Origin of the sequence: Hymenobacter sp. AT01-02 (assembly GCF_000961955.2) — a bacterium.
GTDB classification, from domain to species: Bacteria; Bacteroidota; Bacteroidia; order Cytophagales; family Hymenobacteraceae; genus Hymenobacter; species Hymenobacter mucosus.
Map to the genome: position 1 here is coordinate 23,588 of NZ_JZIR02000072.1, position 16,798 is coordinate 40,385.

The 16,798-nt window shown below is 56.6% G+C and carries 6 protein-coding genes and 1 pseudogene; 5 read left to right on the top strand and 2 right to left on the bottom strand.

Features of this window, described 5'->3' with window-relative positions; genetic code table 11:
- Nucleotides 1–115 precede the first annotated feature (115 nt).
- Entirely contained in the window at nt 116–2,665 is a 2,550-nt protein-coding gene (locus tag VI25_RS18540) for an FdhF/YdeP family oxidoreductase (protein ID WP_082455679.1), read from the top strand.
- 88 nt (nt 2,666–2,753) lie between these two features.
- Here VI25_RS18540 and VI25_RS18545 read toward each other — a convergent pair whose 3' ends face one another.
- Both VI25_RS18545 and VI25_RS18550 read right to left on the bottom strand, forming a co-directional pair.
- A complete protein-coding gene (locus VI25_RS18545; protein WP_055562725.1) occupies nt 2,754–5,021 on the bottom strand; it encodes a BamA/TamA family outer membrane protein in 2,268 nt (755 codons plus the stop codon).
- A 195-nt stretch (nt 5,022–5,216) separates the two neighbouring features.
- Nucleotides 5,217–10,604 (bottom strand): translocation/assembly module TamB domain-containing protein, encoded by a 5,388-nt coding sequence (locus tag VI25_RS18550; protein WP_152981698.1) that lies wholly within the window; start codon nt 10,602–10,604, stop codon nt 5,217–5,219.
- 315 nt (nt 10,605–10,919) lie between these two features.
- Here VI25_RS18550 and VI25_RS24230 point away from each other — a divergent pair, with 315 nt between their 5' ends.
- From VI25_RS24230 to VI25_RS18575, 4 genes and pseudogenes are all read left to right on the top strand, one after another.
- A complete protein-coding gene (locus tag VI25_RS24230; protein ID WP_045688964.1) occupies nt 10,920–11,192 on the top strand; it encodes a CBM20 domain-containing protein in 273 nt (90 codons plus the stop codon).
- Between the two features lie 81 nt (nt 11,193–11,273).
- Nucleotides 11,274–11,621, top strand: a complete 348-nt coding sequence (locus VI25_RS24235) for a carbohydrate-binding module family 20 domain-containing protein (protein WP_055562726.1) — start codon at nt 11,274–11,276, stop codon at nt 11,619–11,621.
- Nucleotides 11,528–13,662: pseudogene (locus VI25_RS24240) on the top strand (4-alpha-glucanotransferase). Before VI25_RS24235 ends, VI25_RS24240 begins: the two are co-directional and overlap by 94 nt.
- 297 nt (nt 13,663–13,959) lie before the next feature.
- The coding region (locus VI25_RS18575) for an Ig-like domain-containing protein (protein ID WP_236705124.1) at nt 13,960–16,798 on the top strand (2,839 nt) is incomplete at its 3' end.

Below are 16,798 nucleotides of genomic sequence, written 5' to 3' on the forward strand. Positions count from 1 at the left end.
TTTGCTCGCTTACGTGAGTTGGTTTTAGAAATTTTCACCGGGAAGAAGGTAGGCCCGTTGCCAAAAAACAGCGGAGTTTCCTTATCTTTTTCCTTTCCCACCTGTTCTGTTTGTCATGGAAGATTCCCCGATCAACGACCCCAGCAAGGCTGGCAAAACTGAAGAGCAAAAGGCCGAGAATGCGCCCAAGAGTGGCGAACGGCCTGACCAAGGTACTGCCCCAACCAATGACCACTACCGCCCCGACCCGCAGCACGACCGGGACCAAACCGTAATACCCGCTCCCGACGTGGCCAACGCTAAGTACCATCACTCAATTTTGGCTCAGCCACCAGAGGGATTTACTGGCCTGAAGTTGGAGGAGCGCGCGAAAGTAGCCGCCGGCGTAACGGCCGTTATCAAGTCAATGGAGTTCAACTGGGGCGAAGCGGGCCTTACCCGTGGCACCAAGGGCCTGTTGAAAATGAACCAGAAGGACGGGTTCGACTGCTCGTCTTGCGCCTGGCCCGACCCCGACGACCACCGCTCCGTGGCCGAGTTCTGCGAGAACGGCGCCAAGGCTACTGCCTCCGATGCCGACGATAAAGCCGCCGGCCCGGAATTCTTTGCTAAGCACAGCCTGGCCCAACTGTCGCGCATGACGGACCGCGACCAGAATAATGCGGGCCGCCTAACTCATCCCATGGTGAAACGCCCCGGCGACAATCATTATTCACCCATTGAGTGGTCGGAGGCGTTTCAGATTGTTGCTGATAACCTGAACTCCCTGGCCTCGCCGGATGAGGCTCTGTTCTACACCTCGGGCAAAGTGCCAAATGAGCCGGCGTTTTTGTTCCAGCTCTTTGCCAAGATGTTGGGTACCAACAACCTGCCCGATTGCTCTAACATGTGTCACGAAAGCAGCGGCGCCGCCCTTAGCCCTACCCTGGGCCTAGGCAAAGGCTCCGTAACGCTCAATGACATCCACGAAGCTGAAGTAATCCTCATTATTGGGCAGAACCCCGGCACCAACCACCCACGCATGCTCACGGCCCTGCAAAAGGCCAAGCGCAACGGAGCCAAGATTATTGCGGTGAACCCGTTGCCAGAAGCCGGCCTGCTGCACTTCAAAAATCCCCAGGACTTCATGAACCCCTTCCGGGCGCTGGGCGCTCTGCTGGGCGACGGCACGCAGATTACCGACCTATTCCTGCAAGTGCGGGTAGATGGGGATATGGCGCTGCTGCGCGGCATCATGAAGCACTTGTTTGAGGCTGAAGACATGAATCCCGGTCAGGTGGTAGACCGGCCCTTCATCGAGAAGTATACCACGGGCTTCGAGTCGTTCGAGCAGAATATCCGCAATACTTCCTGGGAAGATATTGAGGAGCTGAGCGGTATTACGCGGGCCCAGTTGCTAGAGGCAGCCAATATGCTGGCCACTAAGCAGAAAATTATAACCTGCTGGGCTATGGGCGTAACTCAGCAGCGCCAGGGGGTGCAAACCATACAGGAGATTGTAAACCTACAACTCATGAAGGGCGCCATTGGCAAGCCGGGTGCGGGAACTTGCCCGGTGCGCGGCCACTCTAACGTGCAAGGCGACCGGACCATGGGGGTTTGGGAACAACCTACCAAAGAGTTTCAGGACTCCTTGGCAAAGGAGTTCAACTTCAAGCCACCGTATGAGCACGGTTACGACACGGTGGAGGCTATCAAGGCCATGTACAAGGGCAAGACCAAGGTATTCTTTAGCTTGGGTGGCAACCTGCTGGCGGCCGGCCCCGATACCGAAGTCATTGCTGAAGGCATGCGCAAGCAGAAGCTCACGGTGTTCGTAGGCACCAAGCTCAACCGCGGCCACCTGACCACCGGCGAAACCAGCCTGCTGCTACCCTGCTTTACCCACGCCGATATCGACATGCAGAAATCGGGGCAGCAGATGACTTCCTGCGAGAACTCCATGGGGGTAGTAAGCCAGAATAAAGGCGTGCTGGTCCCCTTGGCTGGGCAGATGATGAGCGAGGTAGCCATCTTGGCCGGAGTAGCCATTGCTACCCTGGGCAACAAGATCAACATTGCTGACTGGGTAGCCATGACGGAGAACTACGACGTCATCCGCGACCATATCAGCCGGGTAATTCCGGGCTTCGAGAACTTCAACGAGAAGCTACGCCGCGCCGGTGGATTCTACCTGCCCAATGGCCCGCGCGAACGGAAGTTCACTACCAAAAATGGGATGGCCAACTTCACTACTACCGAGCTGGAAAAGTACGTGAACGAGCCCGACCAGTTGATCCTGATGACAGTGCGCAGCCACGACCAGTTCAACACAACCATTTACGACTACAACGACCGGTACCGGGGCGTGCACAATGAGCGTCGTGTGTTGTTCATGAACCCGCAAGACATTGCCGAGCGGGGCCTGAACGCCAAGGACCTTATCGACATCACCAGCCACTACAAAGGCGAGAAGCGCACGGTAGAGAAATTTATTGCTATTCCCTACGATATTCCGAAGGGCAACGTGGCCGCCTACTTCCCCGAGGCGAACCCCCTTGTGCCGGTAGGTAGCGTTGCGAAAACCAGCAATACGCCCACCTCAAAGTACGTGGTAGTAACGGTGGAGGCCACCCGCAAAACCGTAGGAGCCCCCGTTGAGCTTCGCGTGGGTGCTGAAGCCTAGTACAGTAGCCGAACTACTCATACAAAGAAAAGCCCGACCATTTCCGGTCGGGCTTTTTCTTTGTATGAGTAGTTCGGCTACATCGGCCTTAGAAGGGGTAGCCAATACCGATATTCAGCTTGATGGCTTTGTAGCCGGTTTCGTTTGCACGGATGTTGTCGAGTTGTCCCGGAACAGTGGTGCTGGGTACCGTAAAGGTGCTGTTCTTGTAGGGGTACACCAGCGGATAGGCCGCATCCAGACGAATCACGAAGAACTGCACGTCGATGCGGATACCCGCCCCCGCCCCGATGGCCAACTGCTTCAGAAAGGTATTGAACTTGAACTGACCGTTCTCCCCATCGGCGTTGCCGTTTTCGTCGTACGTGGGGCGGCTTGGGTCGCCATTCACTAGCCACACGTTGCCAGCATCCACAAACAGGGCGCCTTTCACATACGGGAACAAGTCTTGGCGGTATTCTGCGTTGGCTTCTATCCGAATGTCACCAACCTGGTCGTAAAAGCCACTGTTCGACTCATTCTGCGCATCGGTAGGGCGGTAGGTGCCTGGCCCAATGCCGCGGGCGTTGAAGGCCCGTACGCTGTTGGGGCCGCCAATGCCGTACTGCTTCAGGTAGGGCATGGTGCTGGAGTTCAGGTAGGGTACGCCCGCCCCAATCAGCAGGCGGGTAGCAATCTTGTTGCCGCTGGTAGGGTTGGAGGAAGTCCGGTAGTAATTACGGAATTCCAGGTTTACTTGCGTGTACTGCGAGTACTGCTGCCCGAAGAGGCTGTATGCCCGGGTGCCGTCATCGTTGGTGGTTTTGCTAACTCCGCTTAAGTTTTGCAGCAGGTAGGCCAGGTTGCCGGAAAGCTGCAAGCCGCCGCTGAAATAGATTTGGTTGCGGCGCTGCTCTAGTACCTGCTGGTTGTAGGTGTAAGTATAGCCGCTACCCAGAATAAACTGCTGGCGGAAGCTCTGACGCAGGAAGGGACGCTCTTGCAGAAGTTGCTCGAAAACATCCTGCGTGTTGCTGAGGCGCAGGTACTGTAAGTCGATAGGCTGGAAGCGTTGCTCGTTGGTAATCTTGGTTTTCCAGGTGTAGCCGTAGCCCAGGTTGAAAATGTCCTCCCGGAAATACTGTGTGCGCGAAACCAGCTTATAGCCCGCCTCAAAGAAGGTGCGGGGCTGGAAGTCGGAGTTGACCAGCCGGATGTTGAAAGGGGGCGTAATCAGGCGCGGCACCAGCAGTTGGGCATCAAGGCCATACTGGGTAGATGTAACGCCGGACAGGGCACCCTTACCCGTTTCAAAGGAAGCGTTGGCATTAACAAGCAACTGCTCGGCTCCGCGCAGCGCCGACCGGTTGCGGTATTGTACCACAAAGGCCGGGCCGGTGAAGATGTTGGAGGTATTCATTTGCAGCTCCGCCCGAATAGACTTCTTGGGTACCTGCGTCATGCGCACAATGGCGTTCAGGTGCCCATATTCTGCCGAGTCGGGGACGTTGCGAGCGGGGCGGAACTGCATGTCTACGTACCGGAACGTGCCCAGGCTCATGAGGCGGCTCAGGGTTTGGTCGCTGCGGCGGCGTCGGTAGAGGCTGTCGGGGTACAGGAACACGGCATTGGTTATGGCCTTGGCCTTAAACATCGATTCGTCTGGGTAGTAGCGGTAGCCCCGGAACATCATAGGCGTCTTGTTCAGGGTCGTGTCGTTGAGGGTGTAGTCCGTATTCAGCGTCACCCGGTTAAGCACGTAGGGCTGGGCAGCCCGCTTCGGAATACTAGCCTTCACTTTCAGGTACACGTTCACCTGATTATTGAGGGTGCTATCTACTTGAAATAGCAGGTAATCGGGTGCGAAGTAGTAGTAGCCTTTGTTTTTAAGGGCCGCATCAATGCGCGTGCGCTCATTCACGAAGGTTTGCAGATTGTAGATGTCGCCTTCTTTGAGCAGGGTGCCCGCCTGGGTTGAGCGAATGTCGCGGTCCAGTAGGGTGTCGCGTTCTGGGAAGTGAATTTCCTTGATGGTGTAGGGCCGGTTTACGCGGGCCGTGTAATCTACGGAAGCCGTGCGGTCCTTCACCACTACTTTGCTGTGCACTACCGGCTGAAAGTAGCCGTCGTTGTTGAGACGGTTCACCATTAGGCCCTGCACCCGGCTAGTGTCTACCGTGCTCAAGAGCACAGGCTCTTCGCCGTACTTGTCGGCTAGCCAGTGCCCCAGGCCCTTGGTTTTGCCTTCGCCCATGTGCCAGAAGTAGAGCTTAGGCCGCAACCCCAGGATGGAGCTGTTGGGCTTAGGCGTAATTACGGCTTCCAAGTCTGCCTGTACCGTTGCTTCGTTGGGCAGCTTCTCCTTGGTGTTCGACACTAGCTTTACGGTGCTGCCCGTGTAGAGCTTGGAGCCTCCGGGATAAACTTAGTGCCACTACAGCTAGCTAGCAGCCCAAGCAGTAGGGCGCCGGCCACTCGGTGAGAGCGGAACGGAGTAGTGGAGAGCGAGAAAAAAGCAGTTGAAAGCACAGGTGGCAAGTATCAGGTAAATATCGAGGGCTTAGGAAAGCGGTTAGCGGCTGGTGGTCGTGCGGCGGGGCGCCACCCGCGACGAATCACGGCGAGGGTCGGTGGCTACGGTTTGCACCGAGTCTTTAGCGGCCTTGTCTTCCTGCTTTTGGCGCTTACGGGTTTCCTTATTGGCTTGCTTTACGTCCTTGTCGATACCCTTAAACAGGTCGGCCAGGTTCTGGTAGTCGCGCTGGAAAATCAGGGATGCCCCGTTGCGCACATACTGCCCGTCGATGTCGCCGTAGGCGTTATTGCGGTAAGCGCGCAGGCGTAGGCGGCCGTTGGCGAGCACGTCGTATTCCACGCTCACGTCGCCGGCAAAGCTACTCACGCTCTGCTGACCATTCGAGGCTTGGTTGCCGCCGGCCAGGGGCACGTCGGTACCCAGGCGCACCGTCACCCGGTCGTTGAACAGCTGGCGGCGCACGGCCACGTTCAGGTCGGTACGGGTTTTCTCCGAGCCAGATGAGTAGTCGGCCTGAGAGTTCACGCCTAGCTCTACCCCTAGGTTGGAGAGGTAGCTGCCCGTGAGGTTGTTGAGCTGCTGAGTGAGTACCTGACTGGCACTACCGCGCAGTTGGTCGGCCACAATGCTACCACTACTGCTATCGAAGGGGTTATCGGCCAAGAAGCGGTTGAGCACCAGCAGGGAGAACACCTGCTTGTTGAGCGCATCAGTCTGGCTGGGCTGGCGCAGTTGGGCGAGGCGGTTTTCAATTTGGGTGCGCAATTCTGTGCGCGAATCCTCAGGCAGACGAATATCAAAGCTGATGACTGGCTTTAGCAACTCACCCGTCACGTTCAGGAATACATTGAAGGGTAGCTGGTTGCGAGCCGTTGATTTCAGCGTCTCGTCGCTCAGGCCCTGGCCCGACAACAACTCGGAAGGAGCCGCTCGCACACTGTAGATAGCCGATACGTTGGCCTGGGCGTTGTATGGGTCGCCCGACCATACGATGTTGCTGCCCTTGGCAATGGTAAAGTCGCGCTCCGTGAGGTCGTAGAGCGACATGTGGTAGCTGCCGCTGGTCACGTCGAGGCGGCCACTGAGCGTGATGCTACCCACCGGGTCGATGGCCGTGCTGAGCGTACCGTTGGCCCGCACCTTCAGGTTGTCGCCGGAAGCTTCATCAATGATGATGGTGAAGGGTGTTTCATCGGTGACGGTGATGGTAGCGGCAATATCGAAGCCCGCGGCCGTACGCGCCGAGTCAATGGCCAGCTGGCGGGTCAGCATCGTATCGAGCGGGGCGCTCTTGTCCACGAACTCAACAATACCGTCGCTGCTCACCTTGTCGGCTTCGTCATTGGGCACGGCCAGAAACAAGTTAGAGCCATCATCAACGCTAGCCGTTGTGCGCACGCGGGGCAAGTTTAGGTCGCCACTAATGCGGGTGTCGGAGTCTACGATGAGCTTACCCCAGAACAAGGGGTTTTCGCGCTGGGTGCTCTGCACCGCAATAAAGTTCTCCGTTACGGCCCGCAGCTGGAAGCGGTAGTCCGTCACGTAGTCTCGGGTGAGCACGTAGCCGTTTACTACCGCTTCGTTGCGCAGGGAGTCCAGGATGGTGAAGTCATCGAACTTGATGCCCCGCTCATCAAACACCAAGCTCTCATTCGGCAAGGTAAATGGCGCACCCAGTTGCGTGAGCGTAAAGCCCGCCTCGTTGGTAGTCACGGTGCCCCGAATTTGCGGTGCGCTGGTAGTACCGCGTATGGCAAGCTCACCCGTGAGGTAGCCGCTGGTTTGCTGCAGTTGCCCTGCCGAGAATGGCTCGGCCGTATTCAGGTTGAAGCGCTGAATGTTGGCTTGCATATCCAAGGCGCCACTAGTAAAGTAATTGCCGGTTACTTGTACGTTGTTATTGTTTGGCCCCCCGGTGAGGGTGGCATTCACATTGTACCGATCGGTACTCGGGTTGGTAGCTTGCAGGCGCAGGTCGCCGATTACCGACTTATTGTAGGCAAAGCTGCCTAGGGTAGCGTCGGCGGTGAAGGCCATGCGCGGCTGCCCAATAGCTCTTACCACGGCCTGCCCGTTGAGTGTGCCTCCCACTAGCGAATCTTGGAGGCCGCCGGCCTTGGCCAAGGTGTTCAGGTCGAGGTTGGAAAGACGGGCTTGCAGGGGGTAGTCGGCGCCGGCTAGGGTTTGCAGCTCAATAAGCTGATTGCCCTGGCTCAGACGCACGTTTTCAGCCCGGATGGCCCCAGTATTCATGGTGTACTGTAGCCGGTTGTTGGGCTGCACACTCCACTGTTGGTCGTTGAGCACCAGCTTGGGGTCGAAGCTGAAGACGTAAGCCGCTCCTTGGTTGATTACTTGCAGCGCACCGGCCAAGTCGAGCATGGTGGTGCTGTCGTTTTCGGCAATGCGCAGGTGGGTGCCTACCTGGTTGTTGGCAATGCTACCCGAGAGGGTAGGGTTAGGCAGGCGCAACGTGGTGTCTTGGCTGATCTGACGTAGCCCCAACGCGTAGTCCAGCTTCTGTGGGTCAGACTGCACAGCCAGCTTCAAGGAGTCCAGGGCGTAGCCCATGTATACAATGCGTCCCACGCGAGTGTTCAGGCGCAGGTCGGCAGCGCGGCTGTCGTAAGAGCCCGTCAGCTTGAAGGGTGTAAGCTGCTTCAGGTCGGGTACCAGTTGTTGCAGCAGGCGCGGCTGTTTTAGGTTGGCCACGAAGTTGAACTGCCGGTACTCGTTGCTAGGCCGGTATTGCACGCCAGGCAAATCGAAGTACCGATCAATGTGGCGCTGCAGCTCCGTCGCAATATCACCGAGCCGAGTATTACCGCGCAAGGTTAGGTCGGCCACGCTGGAAGCGAAGTCTACCTCCGTGCGGCCCGTGCGCTGCACAATACGCCCACTCACCGAGTCGAGGGCGAAGGGCTGGTTGTTATTGACGATAACAATGCGGCTGCCGCCAAACGTGCCGTTCAAGGAGTTCAGGTCGGAGCCGCTAAGGTTAGCCGTGAGGTCGCCTTGCACGCGTAAGTCGCCGCCGGTATAGAAGCCCAGGGCCGTTAGGTTGGCCCCGCGCAGGTTAAGACGGTCCACGGTGTAGCTCGGGTTGGCGGCGTTGCGCAAGTCAATGGTAGCCAGCAAATCTAGGTTAAGGTTGGGGTCGTCTTTGCTGCTGGCATTCACTACGTAGCGGTTCCGGTCAATGTCCACATTGGCTTTGATACCGCGGTAGGTGTAGTTGTTATAAGTAGCCTGCTGTACGTTGGCCGTGAGGGTGCCGCGGAGCAAGTTGGGGTCAAGGCCACCCCGGCCGGTCAGCGTGCCATTAGCCGTCACTTTCCCAATAGTCGGGTCGCCCATAAACTTGCCCACGTCAAGGCCTTGGGTGCTAAACGTAGCACGTACGGGCTCCTGCCCAGCAGGCCCTTCGCCTACATTCACTTTGGCGGCTAGGTTGCCGTAGGTGGTGGTAGCGCGCAAGTCGGTATCGAAAACCAGCGCGGTGGGGCGGCCCCGGAAGGTACCCGTCACGGACAGGCGAGGGGGGAGGCTGTAGCCAGCCGGGAGGGTGCCGGCCGGTAGCACACCCTTGATATCGGCAGCAGTAGACGTGAACTCCTGAATGTTGAAGTCGGCGTAGAGGCGGCGGTCCGTGTTCGGCAATCCTTGGAGGCGGCCACTAGTACGAATGCGGGTACCTGTGAGGCCCTGGAAGTTGATATTTTGCAGGGCTAGGTTGCTGATGCGCCCCTTCACTTGCCCGCTCATAGTCATAGGGGCGTTGGGGTTGATGGCTAGCTCTGGTAAGGTACCGGCGGGCAACAGGCTGCGCATATCCGCCTCCGTGGTGCGTACGTAGCCCAAGTTCAAGTCGAGCACCAGTCGGTCGTCGGTGTTGGGTAGGCCCTGAATGCGGCCCCCACCGCGCACAATGGTATTGCGGAAGCCTACAAAGTCGAGGTTCTGCACGCGCAAGTCGCCCAAGCGTCCGGTTACCAAGCCTGTAATCAGGAAGGACTGGTTGGGGCCACTGCTGAAAGGCGGTGTATCAATAAGAGTAGGGGTGATGTACAGCACGTCGCGGAAGCCCAGGCGGGCTTCGCGCAAGTCGCCGTTCAGCTTTAGGTTGGGCAGGTCGTCGGCAATGCCCGCCAGGTCTTTGTAGCCAATGCCAATGCGCCGCTTCAGGTGGCTGTGCGGCGTCACTAGGTCTAGGTCGTTGAGTTGAATGCGGTGGTCATCGTAGTGCAGGCTAGCTGCGGCGCGCGTAATGGCAAACCCACTCTGTTCCTGACCTGCTAGCTGAGTAATTCGGCCAGTTGTGCTGTCGGCCGAATAGCGCAGATTCTCAGTGTTTAGAATCAGGTTGTTGAACTTCAGGTGGTTATAGTCCATACCCCGGATTTTGGTTTTCTGCCGGGGCTCATTAAAGTTGTCGAAGGCTACGTCTACACCGTTGATGTCCGACTGCTTCAACGTCACTACCCAACTGGCTTCCTGGCCGGTGGCATTTTCCACGGAGGCGTTTAGGTCGCGCACCGCCTCGGCGGGGTTTACTACGCGTTGCTCTACCGGCACTTCCTCGTTTTGAGCGTAGGCAATGCTGGTATTGCGCAGTTTCAAGGTGTTCAGGGCCACCCGGCTGTTAACCAAGTCAATGTTATCGGCCGTTACGTCGGCTTCCCCAATACGAGTGCTGATAAACTGGGCCGATGGGTCGTTTTTGTACGTGAGGCTGACGTTGTTGAGTAAGGCCCGGTTCAAACCAAACTCCAGCTTCAGAGCCGCCGTGTCCTCGGGAGTATCTGGCGGCACCTTGGTTTGCACAATGTTGATGCCCGTGTTGCGCAACGCCGCCTGATCTACCCGGTACGTAGAGCCATCCACGTCTACCTCGTCCATGTTGACAGCCAGCTCGCCTACCCGCGTGCGCACGTTCATGCCGTCCACTTGGTCGTTATATGTAAGCAGGATGTTAGTCAGGCGCAGGTCGCCGATGTTGTACCTAAAGCCCGAGCCTGTTGTGTCGGCAGGGGTAGTGGCCACAGTGGTTGTGTCGCCAGTATCAAAAGCATGTACAATGAAGTCGTAATTCGATATGCTGTCGGGCTCGGTGCGCGAAATGGCGAGGCGGCCATCATTGAGCTCCAAGCTCTGTAAGTTGATCTGCGACTTGGTAAGGGCCCAAATGTCGAGGTCTACGCCCAAGTGCCCCACAGACAGTAGGGTATCACCTTGCTGGTCTTCAATGTAGACGCCATCTAGGCTGATGCCGTGCTTAAAGTCTGTACGAAATTTGGCGATTCGTACATCAGTCTTAAGCTTATCCCGTAGATAACTTTCGGCTTTGCGGGCTACGAAATCCTGGCCTGCCGGAAACTGCAGAAACAGCACCACCCCACCCACAAGCAGGACGATTAACAACAATAGCCCAAGTAGGGCATAGAGAATACGGCGGACGGCAGGTGTCAAAGTACTGATAGCGCAACAAAGGGAAGATTTCTGCCTCAACCAACGGGAAAACTGGCCTGTAGGTTGGCTCAGTGTGCGTAGTGGGGCAGATGAAAAGGGCTAAAAGATCTACCAACTGGGCAGCCTTATCCACCAAGCACGACAAAAGGCCGATGGGTTGCACTTCGCGGATAAGAGATTGTACGCCTACGGAAGGATTTTATTGCCCGGTATCTACCCTGCCAACCTATCCTAGTATCTTTCCGCCCCAATCCCCGAAGTAACCCCCCAATGACCCTTCGTTTTACTCTGCCCTTTCGCACTGCCTGGGGCCAGCGCCTTGTTGTGTGTGGTTCTCTCCCCAGCCTGGGCCAGTGGAATCTCGATCAAGCGCTCAGCCTCCATTATCAACCTGAGTATGGCATCTGGAGCCAGGAGATTGACCTCCCCGAAGACCAAGCTGGCACAGTAGACTATAAGTACATTCTGCTAGACGACCAGGACGGCGGTAAGCACTGGGAGTGGGCCCAACCGGAGCGTGGCTTACGCGCCCGGCCAGTATGAGCGCATTGTGCTGGAAGATTTCTGGCGTGCCCCCGCCGAACCCGAAAACGAGCTGCACACGGCCGCGTTTACCCGCGCCTGATGCGACGGCCCGCGGCGGCCCCTGCGCCTGCTACCCCATCGGCCGCTCCCGTGGGTAGTTCTGTGGTGCGCTTTCAGCTCTCGGCCCCGCGCGTAGACTCCGACCACCAGATTTGCGTGCTCGGCTCCGATCCGGCCCTGGGCGCCTGGGATGCCACGAAGGCCTTGGTGCTGTCTGACGCTGACTACCCTACCTGGGTAGCGGAGGTAGCCCTGGCTCACCCAGAGCAAACAGCTCAATATAAATATGGTATATGGGAGCCGCGGGAGCAGAAGATTCTGTACCTGGAAGCCGGCGACGACCGATTCATCTACCGCTGGGTGGCCAGCAGCCCCTGCTACGCGTGAAGGCCGATGATCGGTTTGCCTATCCTACCGGCCCTTGGCGTGGTGCGGGGGTAGCCCTGCCCGTGTTTGCTCTGCGCAGCCGCAATGGCTTGGGCGTGGGCGAGTTTCCTGACCTCAAGCTGTTAGTAGACTGGGCGGTAGCCACCGGCCTGAAGCTGGTGCAAGTGCTGCCTATCAATGACACAGTAGCCACGCACACGTGGGTAGACAGCTACCCCTACGCAGCTATTTCGGTGTTTGCCCTGCACCCGCAGTACCTGAGTCTCGATGCCATTGCGCCATTGCAAGATTCGGCTGCGCGTCAGGAAATAGAGCAGCTCCGCGAAGAGTTCAACGCCAAGGACTTCGTAGACTATGAGCCGGTGATGAATGCGAAGTGGAAGTTCGTGAAGCTGCTGTACCAGCAGGAGAAAGCGAAGTTCCTGGCCGACCCCGAGTTTCAAGCGTTTAGGGTGGAGCAGGCCTCTTGGCTGGCTCCGTATGCCGCCTTCTCGGCCCTGCGCGACCGGTTTGGCACGGCCGACTTCAGCCAGTGGCCCGAGGAGTTCCGCACGCCAGCGCAGGTAGCCGAGCTTACGCGTGAAGACGGCCCAGACTTCGATGAGTTTGGCGTGCACTTCTTCACCCAGTTCCACCTCGATAAGCAGCTGCGTGAGGCAGTAAACTACGCCCGTCAGCACGGCGTAGTAGTGAAAGGCGACTTACCCATTGGTATCTACCGTCACTCCGTAGATGCCTGGACCCAGCCCGAGCTGTACCACATGCACCAGCAAGCCGGTGCCCCCCCCGATGACTTCTCGGTAACGGGCCAGAACTGGCGCTTTCCTACCTATAACTGGGAGCGTATGGCCGAAGATGGCTACGCGTGGTGGAAGCAGCGCATGGGCACCCTAGCGCGCTACTTCGATGCCCTGCGCATCGACCACATCTTAGGCTTCTTCCGCATCTGGGAAATTCCAGGCCATTCCGTGGAAGGATTGCTCGGGCACTTCTCGCCTGCTCTACCCCTGCACCAGCATGAAATTGAGCAGCGCATTGGCTGGTTTGATTATGGCCGCTTAGTAGAGCCTTACATCCGCTGGCACATGCTGCAACGCATTTTCCACGGCCAAGCGCAGCCGGTGTTCGACGAGTTCATGGAGGATGCAGACTGGCACGGCGCTATTCGCCTCAAGGACTTTGTGCGCACCCAGCGCCAGATTGAGCGCGTCTTCGAGGAAAAAATTGCGCAGGACCCCAGCAATGCCGACCACTACCGTTGGTTACGTACCGGCCTGTATAAGCTAGTAAACGAAGTGCTGTTCGTGCCCGATGATCAGCAGCCCGACTTCTATCACCCCCGTATCACGCTGCCGTTAAGCCAGTCGTTCCAGGAGTTGGACGAGCACACTCGCGGCCGTCTGCAGGATCTGTACGTGGACTTTTTCTACCGTCGGCATGAGGAGTTCTGGCGCCAGCAGGGCCTGGTGAAGCTGCCGCCCGTACGCTACGCCACCGACATGCTAATCTGCGGGGAAGACTTAGGTATGGTGCCCGCCTCAGTACCCGGAGTTATGAAGGCGCTTGGTATTCTAGGCCTCAACATTCAGCGCATGCCTTCCAACCCTGCCACCGAGTTTGGCCACCCTGGTACGGCGCCCTACCTCTCCGTAGTAAGCCTGGCTCCCACGATATGAGCACCGTGCGCGGTTGGTGGGAGGAAGACTGGGAGCAAACCCAACGCTTCTTCGAGAATACCTTGGGCCACTACGGCGAGCAAGCTCCGCAGTACTGCGAGCCGTGGGTAGCGCGTGAGATTACGGTGCAGCACCTGTATTCTCCCGCTATGTGGGCCATCTTCCCCCTGCAAGACCTGCTGGCAATGGACGGACAACTGCGCCGGCAGGATCCGTTTGCTGAGCAAATCAACGTGCCTGCCAACCCCACCCACTTCTGGAAGTATCGCCTGCACCTCAATCTGGAAGACCTGTGCAGTGCGCAAGGCTTTAATGAGGAAGTAGGCCAGTTGGTGGCTACGAGTGGGCGCGCCAAGACATATTAAAGCAAGTAGCTTACCTAGTACAAAAGCACAGAAAGCCCCGCTTATAGCGGGGCTTTCTGTGCTTTTGTACTGTATCAAATCCAGAAGGTTGGTACATTTCGTAGTTCGTTGAATCTCGGAATTATCCTGGGAATAGAAGAATAACACAAGTCCTTTACACCCGGAAATACGAGCCTTTAGCGAGGCTAGAGCTCGGTTTACCGAAAACGAACCCCGCATTTATAAGGTGGAAATAGCTTTGAGGTGTAAAAACCCTCTTCCGTTTACAGTCAATACGTCACATACCTCATTCACCATATGAAAACACTCTTACGACTCACAGTGTGGCTGGCGGGTCTGGTGCCGTTGGGAATAACTGGTGCTAAAGCCCAGAACACGCCAACACGGGATCTTGTCGGTTCATCGGCTGACCGGCAAACTGTTCGGCAAACAGCCAACCGCGTAGCTGCCAGAACGTGTCAAGACATAAACACGGCCGATTTTACAGGACGTACTTTAGGGGAGGACTGGAAAGTCAGCCGTACGCTTACCACTGAGGGTACGACTATTACCTCTAGCTACCTGTCGAACGTAGATCAGGCACAGTCAACTCTGGCTACAACGGATGATTTAGGGACTAGGTCGTTAGCTTGGACTGTGAACTATAGTGCCAATGGTACTACTCCAGTTGCCACCACACCAAACTATGTAACTACTACATTCAGCTTAAACCGCGCTGTTACTGGGTTTTCCTTTAGTATCAACGACATTGACCGGGTCGCAGGCACTGCAAGCAATAGCGGCTGGACTGACGTAGTTCAAGTGGACGGCTACCGAGCGGATAACTCTATCATCACCCTGAGTGCTGCTGATATTACCTTAAATGCCAACAGTACAAACACATACAGTGGGAATAATATTATTACTGGTACTGGCAATAACCAATCCATTGATGGTACAACCACCATCACGTTTCCAGAAGCAGTAACCAAGGTCGTTGTAACGTATAAAAACGGACAAACAACCCAAGCTGACCCCGGCTCTCAGGTAATTATTTTCACGGGCTTTAGCTGGTGCGCTCAGGCTGATGTAACAACAACCGTTAGCGGCCCGACAGCCGCAGCAGCCGGCAACCGAGTGATATACACGGCCACTACCACGAATACGGGGGTAGATGTTGCCACAGACATCCGGCCTACGCTGCAACTCAACCCGGGCCTAGCGGCTGCCAACGTAACCCTACCTGCTGGCGCAACTTACGACGCTACCTCGGGGGTAGTTACGTTTGCTGCTACTACTTTGGCATCTGGTGCTAATGCGACTAATGCTGTTACTTTCACGATGCCTAACTCGGGTAGCGTAACTGGTAAAGCAGCTAGCACGTCCATCACATTTGATGCAACGCCCACTAACAATAACGGTTCGGCGGCTAATGCCAACGTTACGACTGTGCAGAGCGTACCGAGCTGCCAACCGTCGTACCTTACCAACACAACGACTTCCAACGGTCTGACTGCTGAGTATTACCCTGGTGTGTTTTACAACCCAGGGAATAACTACGTAGCCACGGCTATTACTTTTTTCCAGCGTACTCCCTCTGTACGTCGCATCGACCCCCTGCTGGATTTCAGCGGTAGCGGATTCGGCAACATTGTTCCGCCAGCCTCCAACACCACGGCCGACCCAAACACGTTCAGTGCCCGCTACCGAGGGAGTCTCAACATTGCTGTAGCTGGTAGCTACACGTTCTACTTGAGCTCGGACGACGGCTCATATATGTGGATAGACGGTAACGCCATAGCTCCGGCGCCAAACGCTGACAATACCCTCATCAACAACGGCAACGACCATAGCTTGGTGGAGGTTTCAGGAACGGTAACTCTCAGCGCTGGCCTGCACGATATCTTAATTCTGTACGCCGAAAACGGTGGTGGCAATACACTGAAATGGGAATACGCAAGCGCTGCTGCCGGTTTGGCGCGGCAGGTAGTACCTACAGCAGCTTTGTGCGCAGGTCCTGCTTCAGCAGACAATGCCCCTACTGTCAGCAATGTTACCAACGTAACGCTGCCAAATACGGCAGCCGCAACTGTGCTTTCGTCCAACCTTTTGGGTACTGACGCTGATGGTAACGGCACACTTGCTTACTACAACATCGTTACGCTGCCGAACTCGGGAACCCTATCATTCAACGGTACAGCAGTAGTAGCTGGGCAAGCCATTCCCGCCAATCAGTTGAATTTGCTGACGTACACCCCAACTGCGGGTTTCGTTGGAAATGCGTCCTTCACTTACACAGTAACTGACAACGTAGGCCGCACGGCACAAACCAACGCGACCTATGTAATTCCGGTTGCTACGCCAACGACCCTCAGCGGTGTTGTGTTTGAGGATGTGAACTATGGTGGTGGTGCGGGCCGTGCATACTCAACTGCTAATACGTCTGCCACAGGCTTTACTAGCGGAGCAATTCGCCGGGCGGGTGCGCGAGTAGAGCTATATGATGCCAATGGCAACTTCTATTTGGCTACTACCACGGATGCCAACGGTGCCTATTCATTCAGCGTTGCTTCTAGTGCGGCATATACAGTTCGTGTGGTGAACTCAACCGTCACGTCCGTACGGCCAGGTAGTGTGGCTGGCCTATTGCCAGTTCAGACCTTTGCTAACGGAGCTACAGACCGCGTAGGAGGAGAAGCCCCTGAAAAGCAAGATGCTGGTGCTAACACCACCAGTCAGACCTTGAGTGCCCTGACGACAGGTACCCTCACGCCACAATCTATCAGCCGCTTCACGGTACCGGCCGCAGGATCTACCGGCGTTGATTTTGGTTTCAATTTCGACGTTGTTACGAATACCAATGATGCTGGGCAAGGCTCGTTGCGTCAGTTTGTTCTGAATAGCAATGCCCTGACAAATGCTGGCTTAGCTCAGGTAGGCCAAACGGCTGGTAAGGAAGTATCCATCTTTATGATTCCGGATGGTGGTGCAGATCCAGGCATTCGTACTGGCTTGACTTCCGGCCTGACGAATGGGGTAGCGTCTATTACCCTGGCAACAGCGCTGCCGACGATTACGGACGCCAACACGGTTATCGACGGCTCGACGCAGACGACGAACATTGGCAACACCAATAATACAACGCTGGGCACCGGTG

Bases quoted from the DNA above. Each gene is read 5' to 3' on its own strand.
- VI25_RS18540 (WP_082455679.1), top strand. From the start codon at position 116: ATGGAAGATTCCCCGATCAACGACCCCAGCAAGGCTGGCAAAACTGAA.
- VI25_RS24230 (WP_045688964.1), top strand. From the start codon at position 10,920: ATGACCCTTCGTTTTACTCTGCCCTTTCGCACTGCCTGGGGCCAGCGC.
- VI25_RS24235 (WP_055562726.1), top strand. From the start codon at position 11,274: ATGCGACGGCCCGCGGCGGCCCCTGCGCCTGCTACCCCATCGGCCGCT.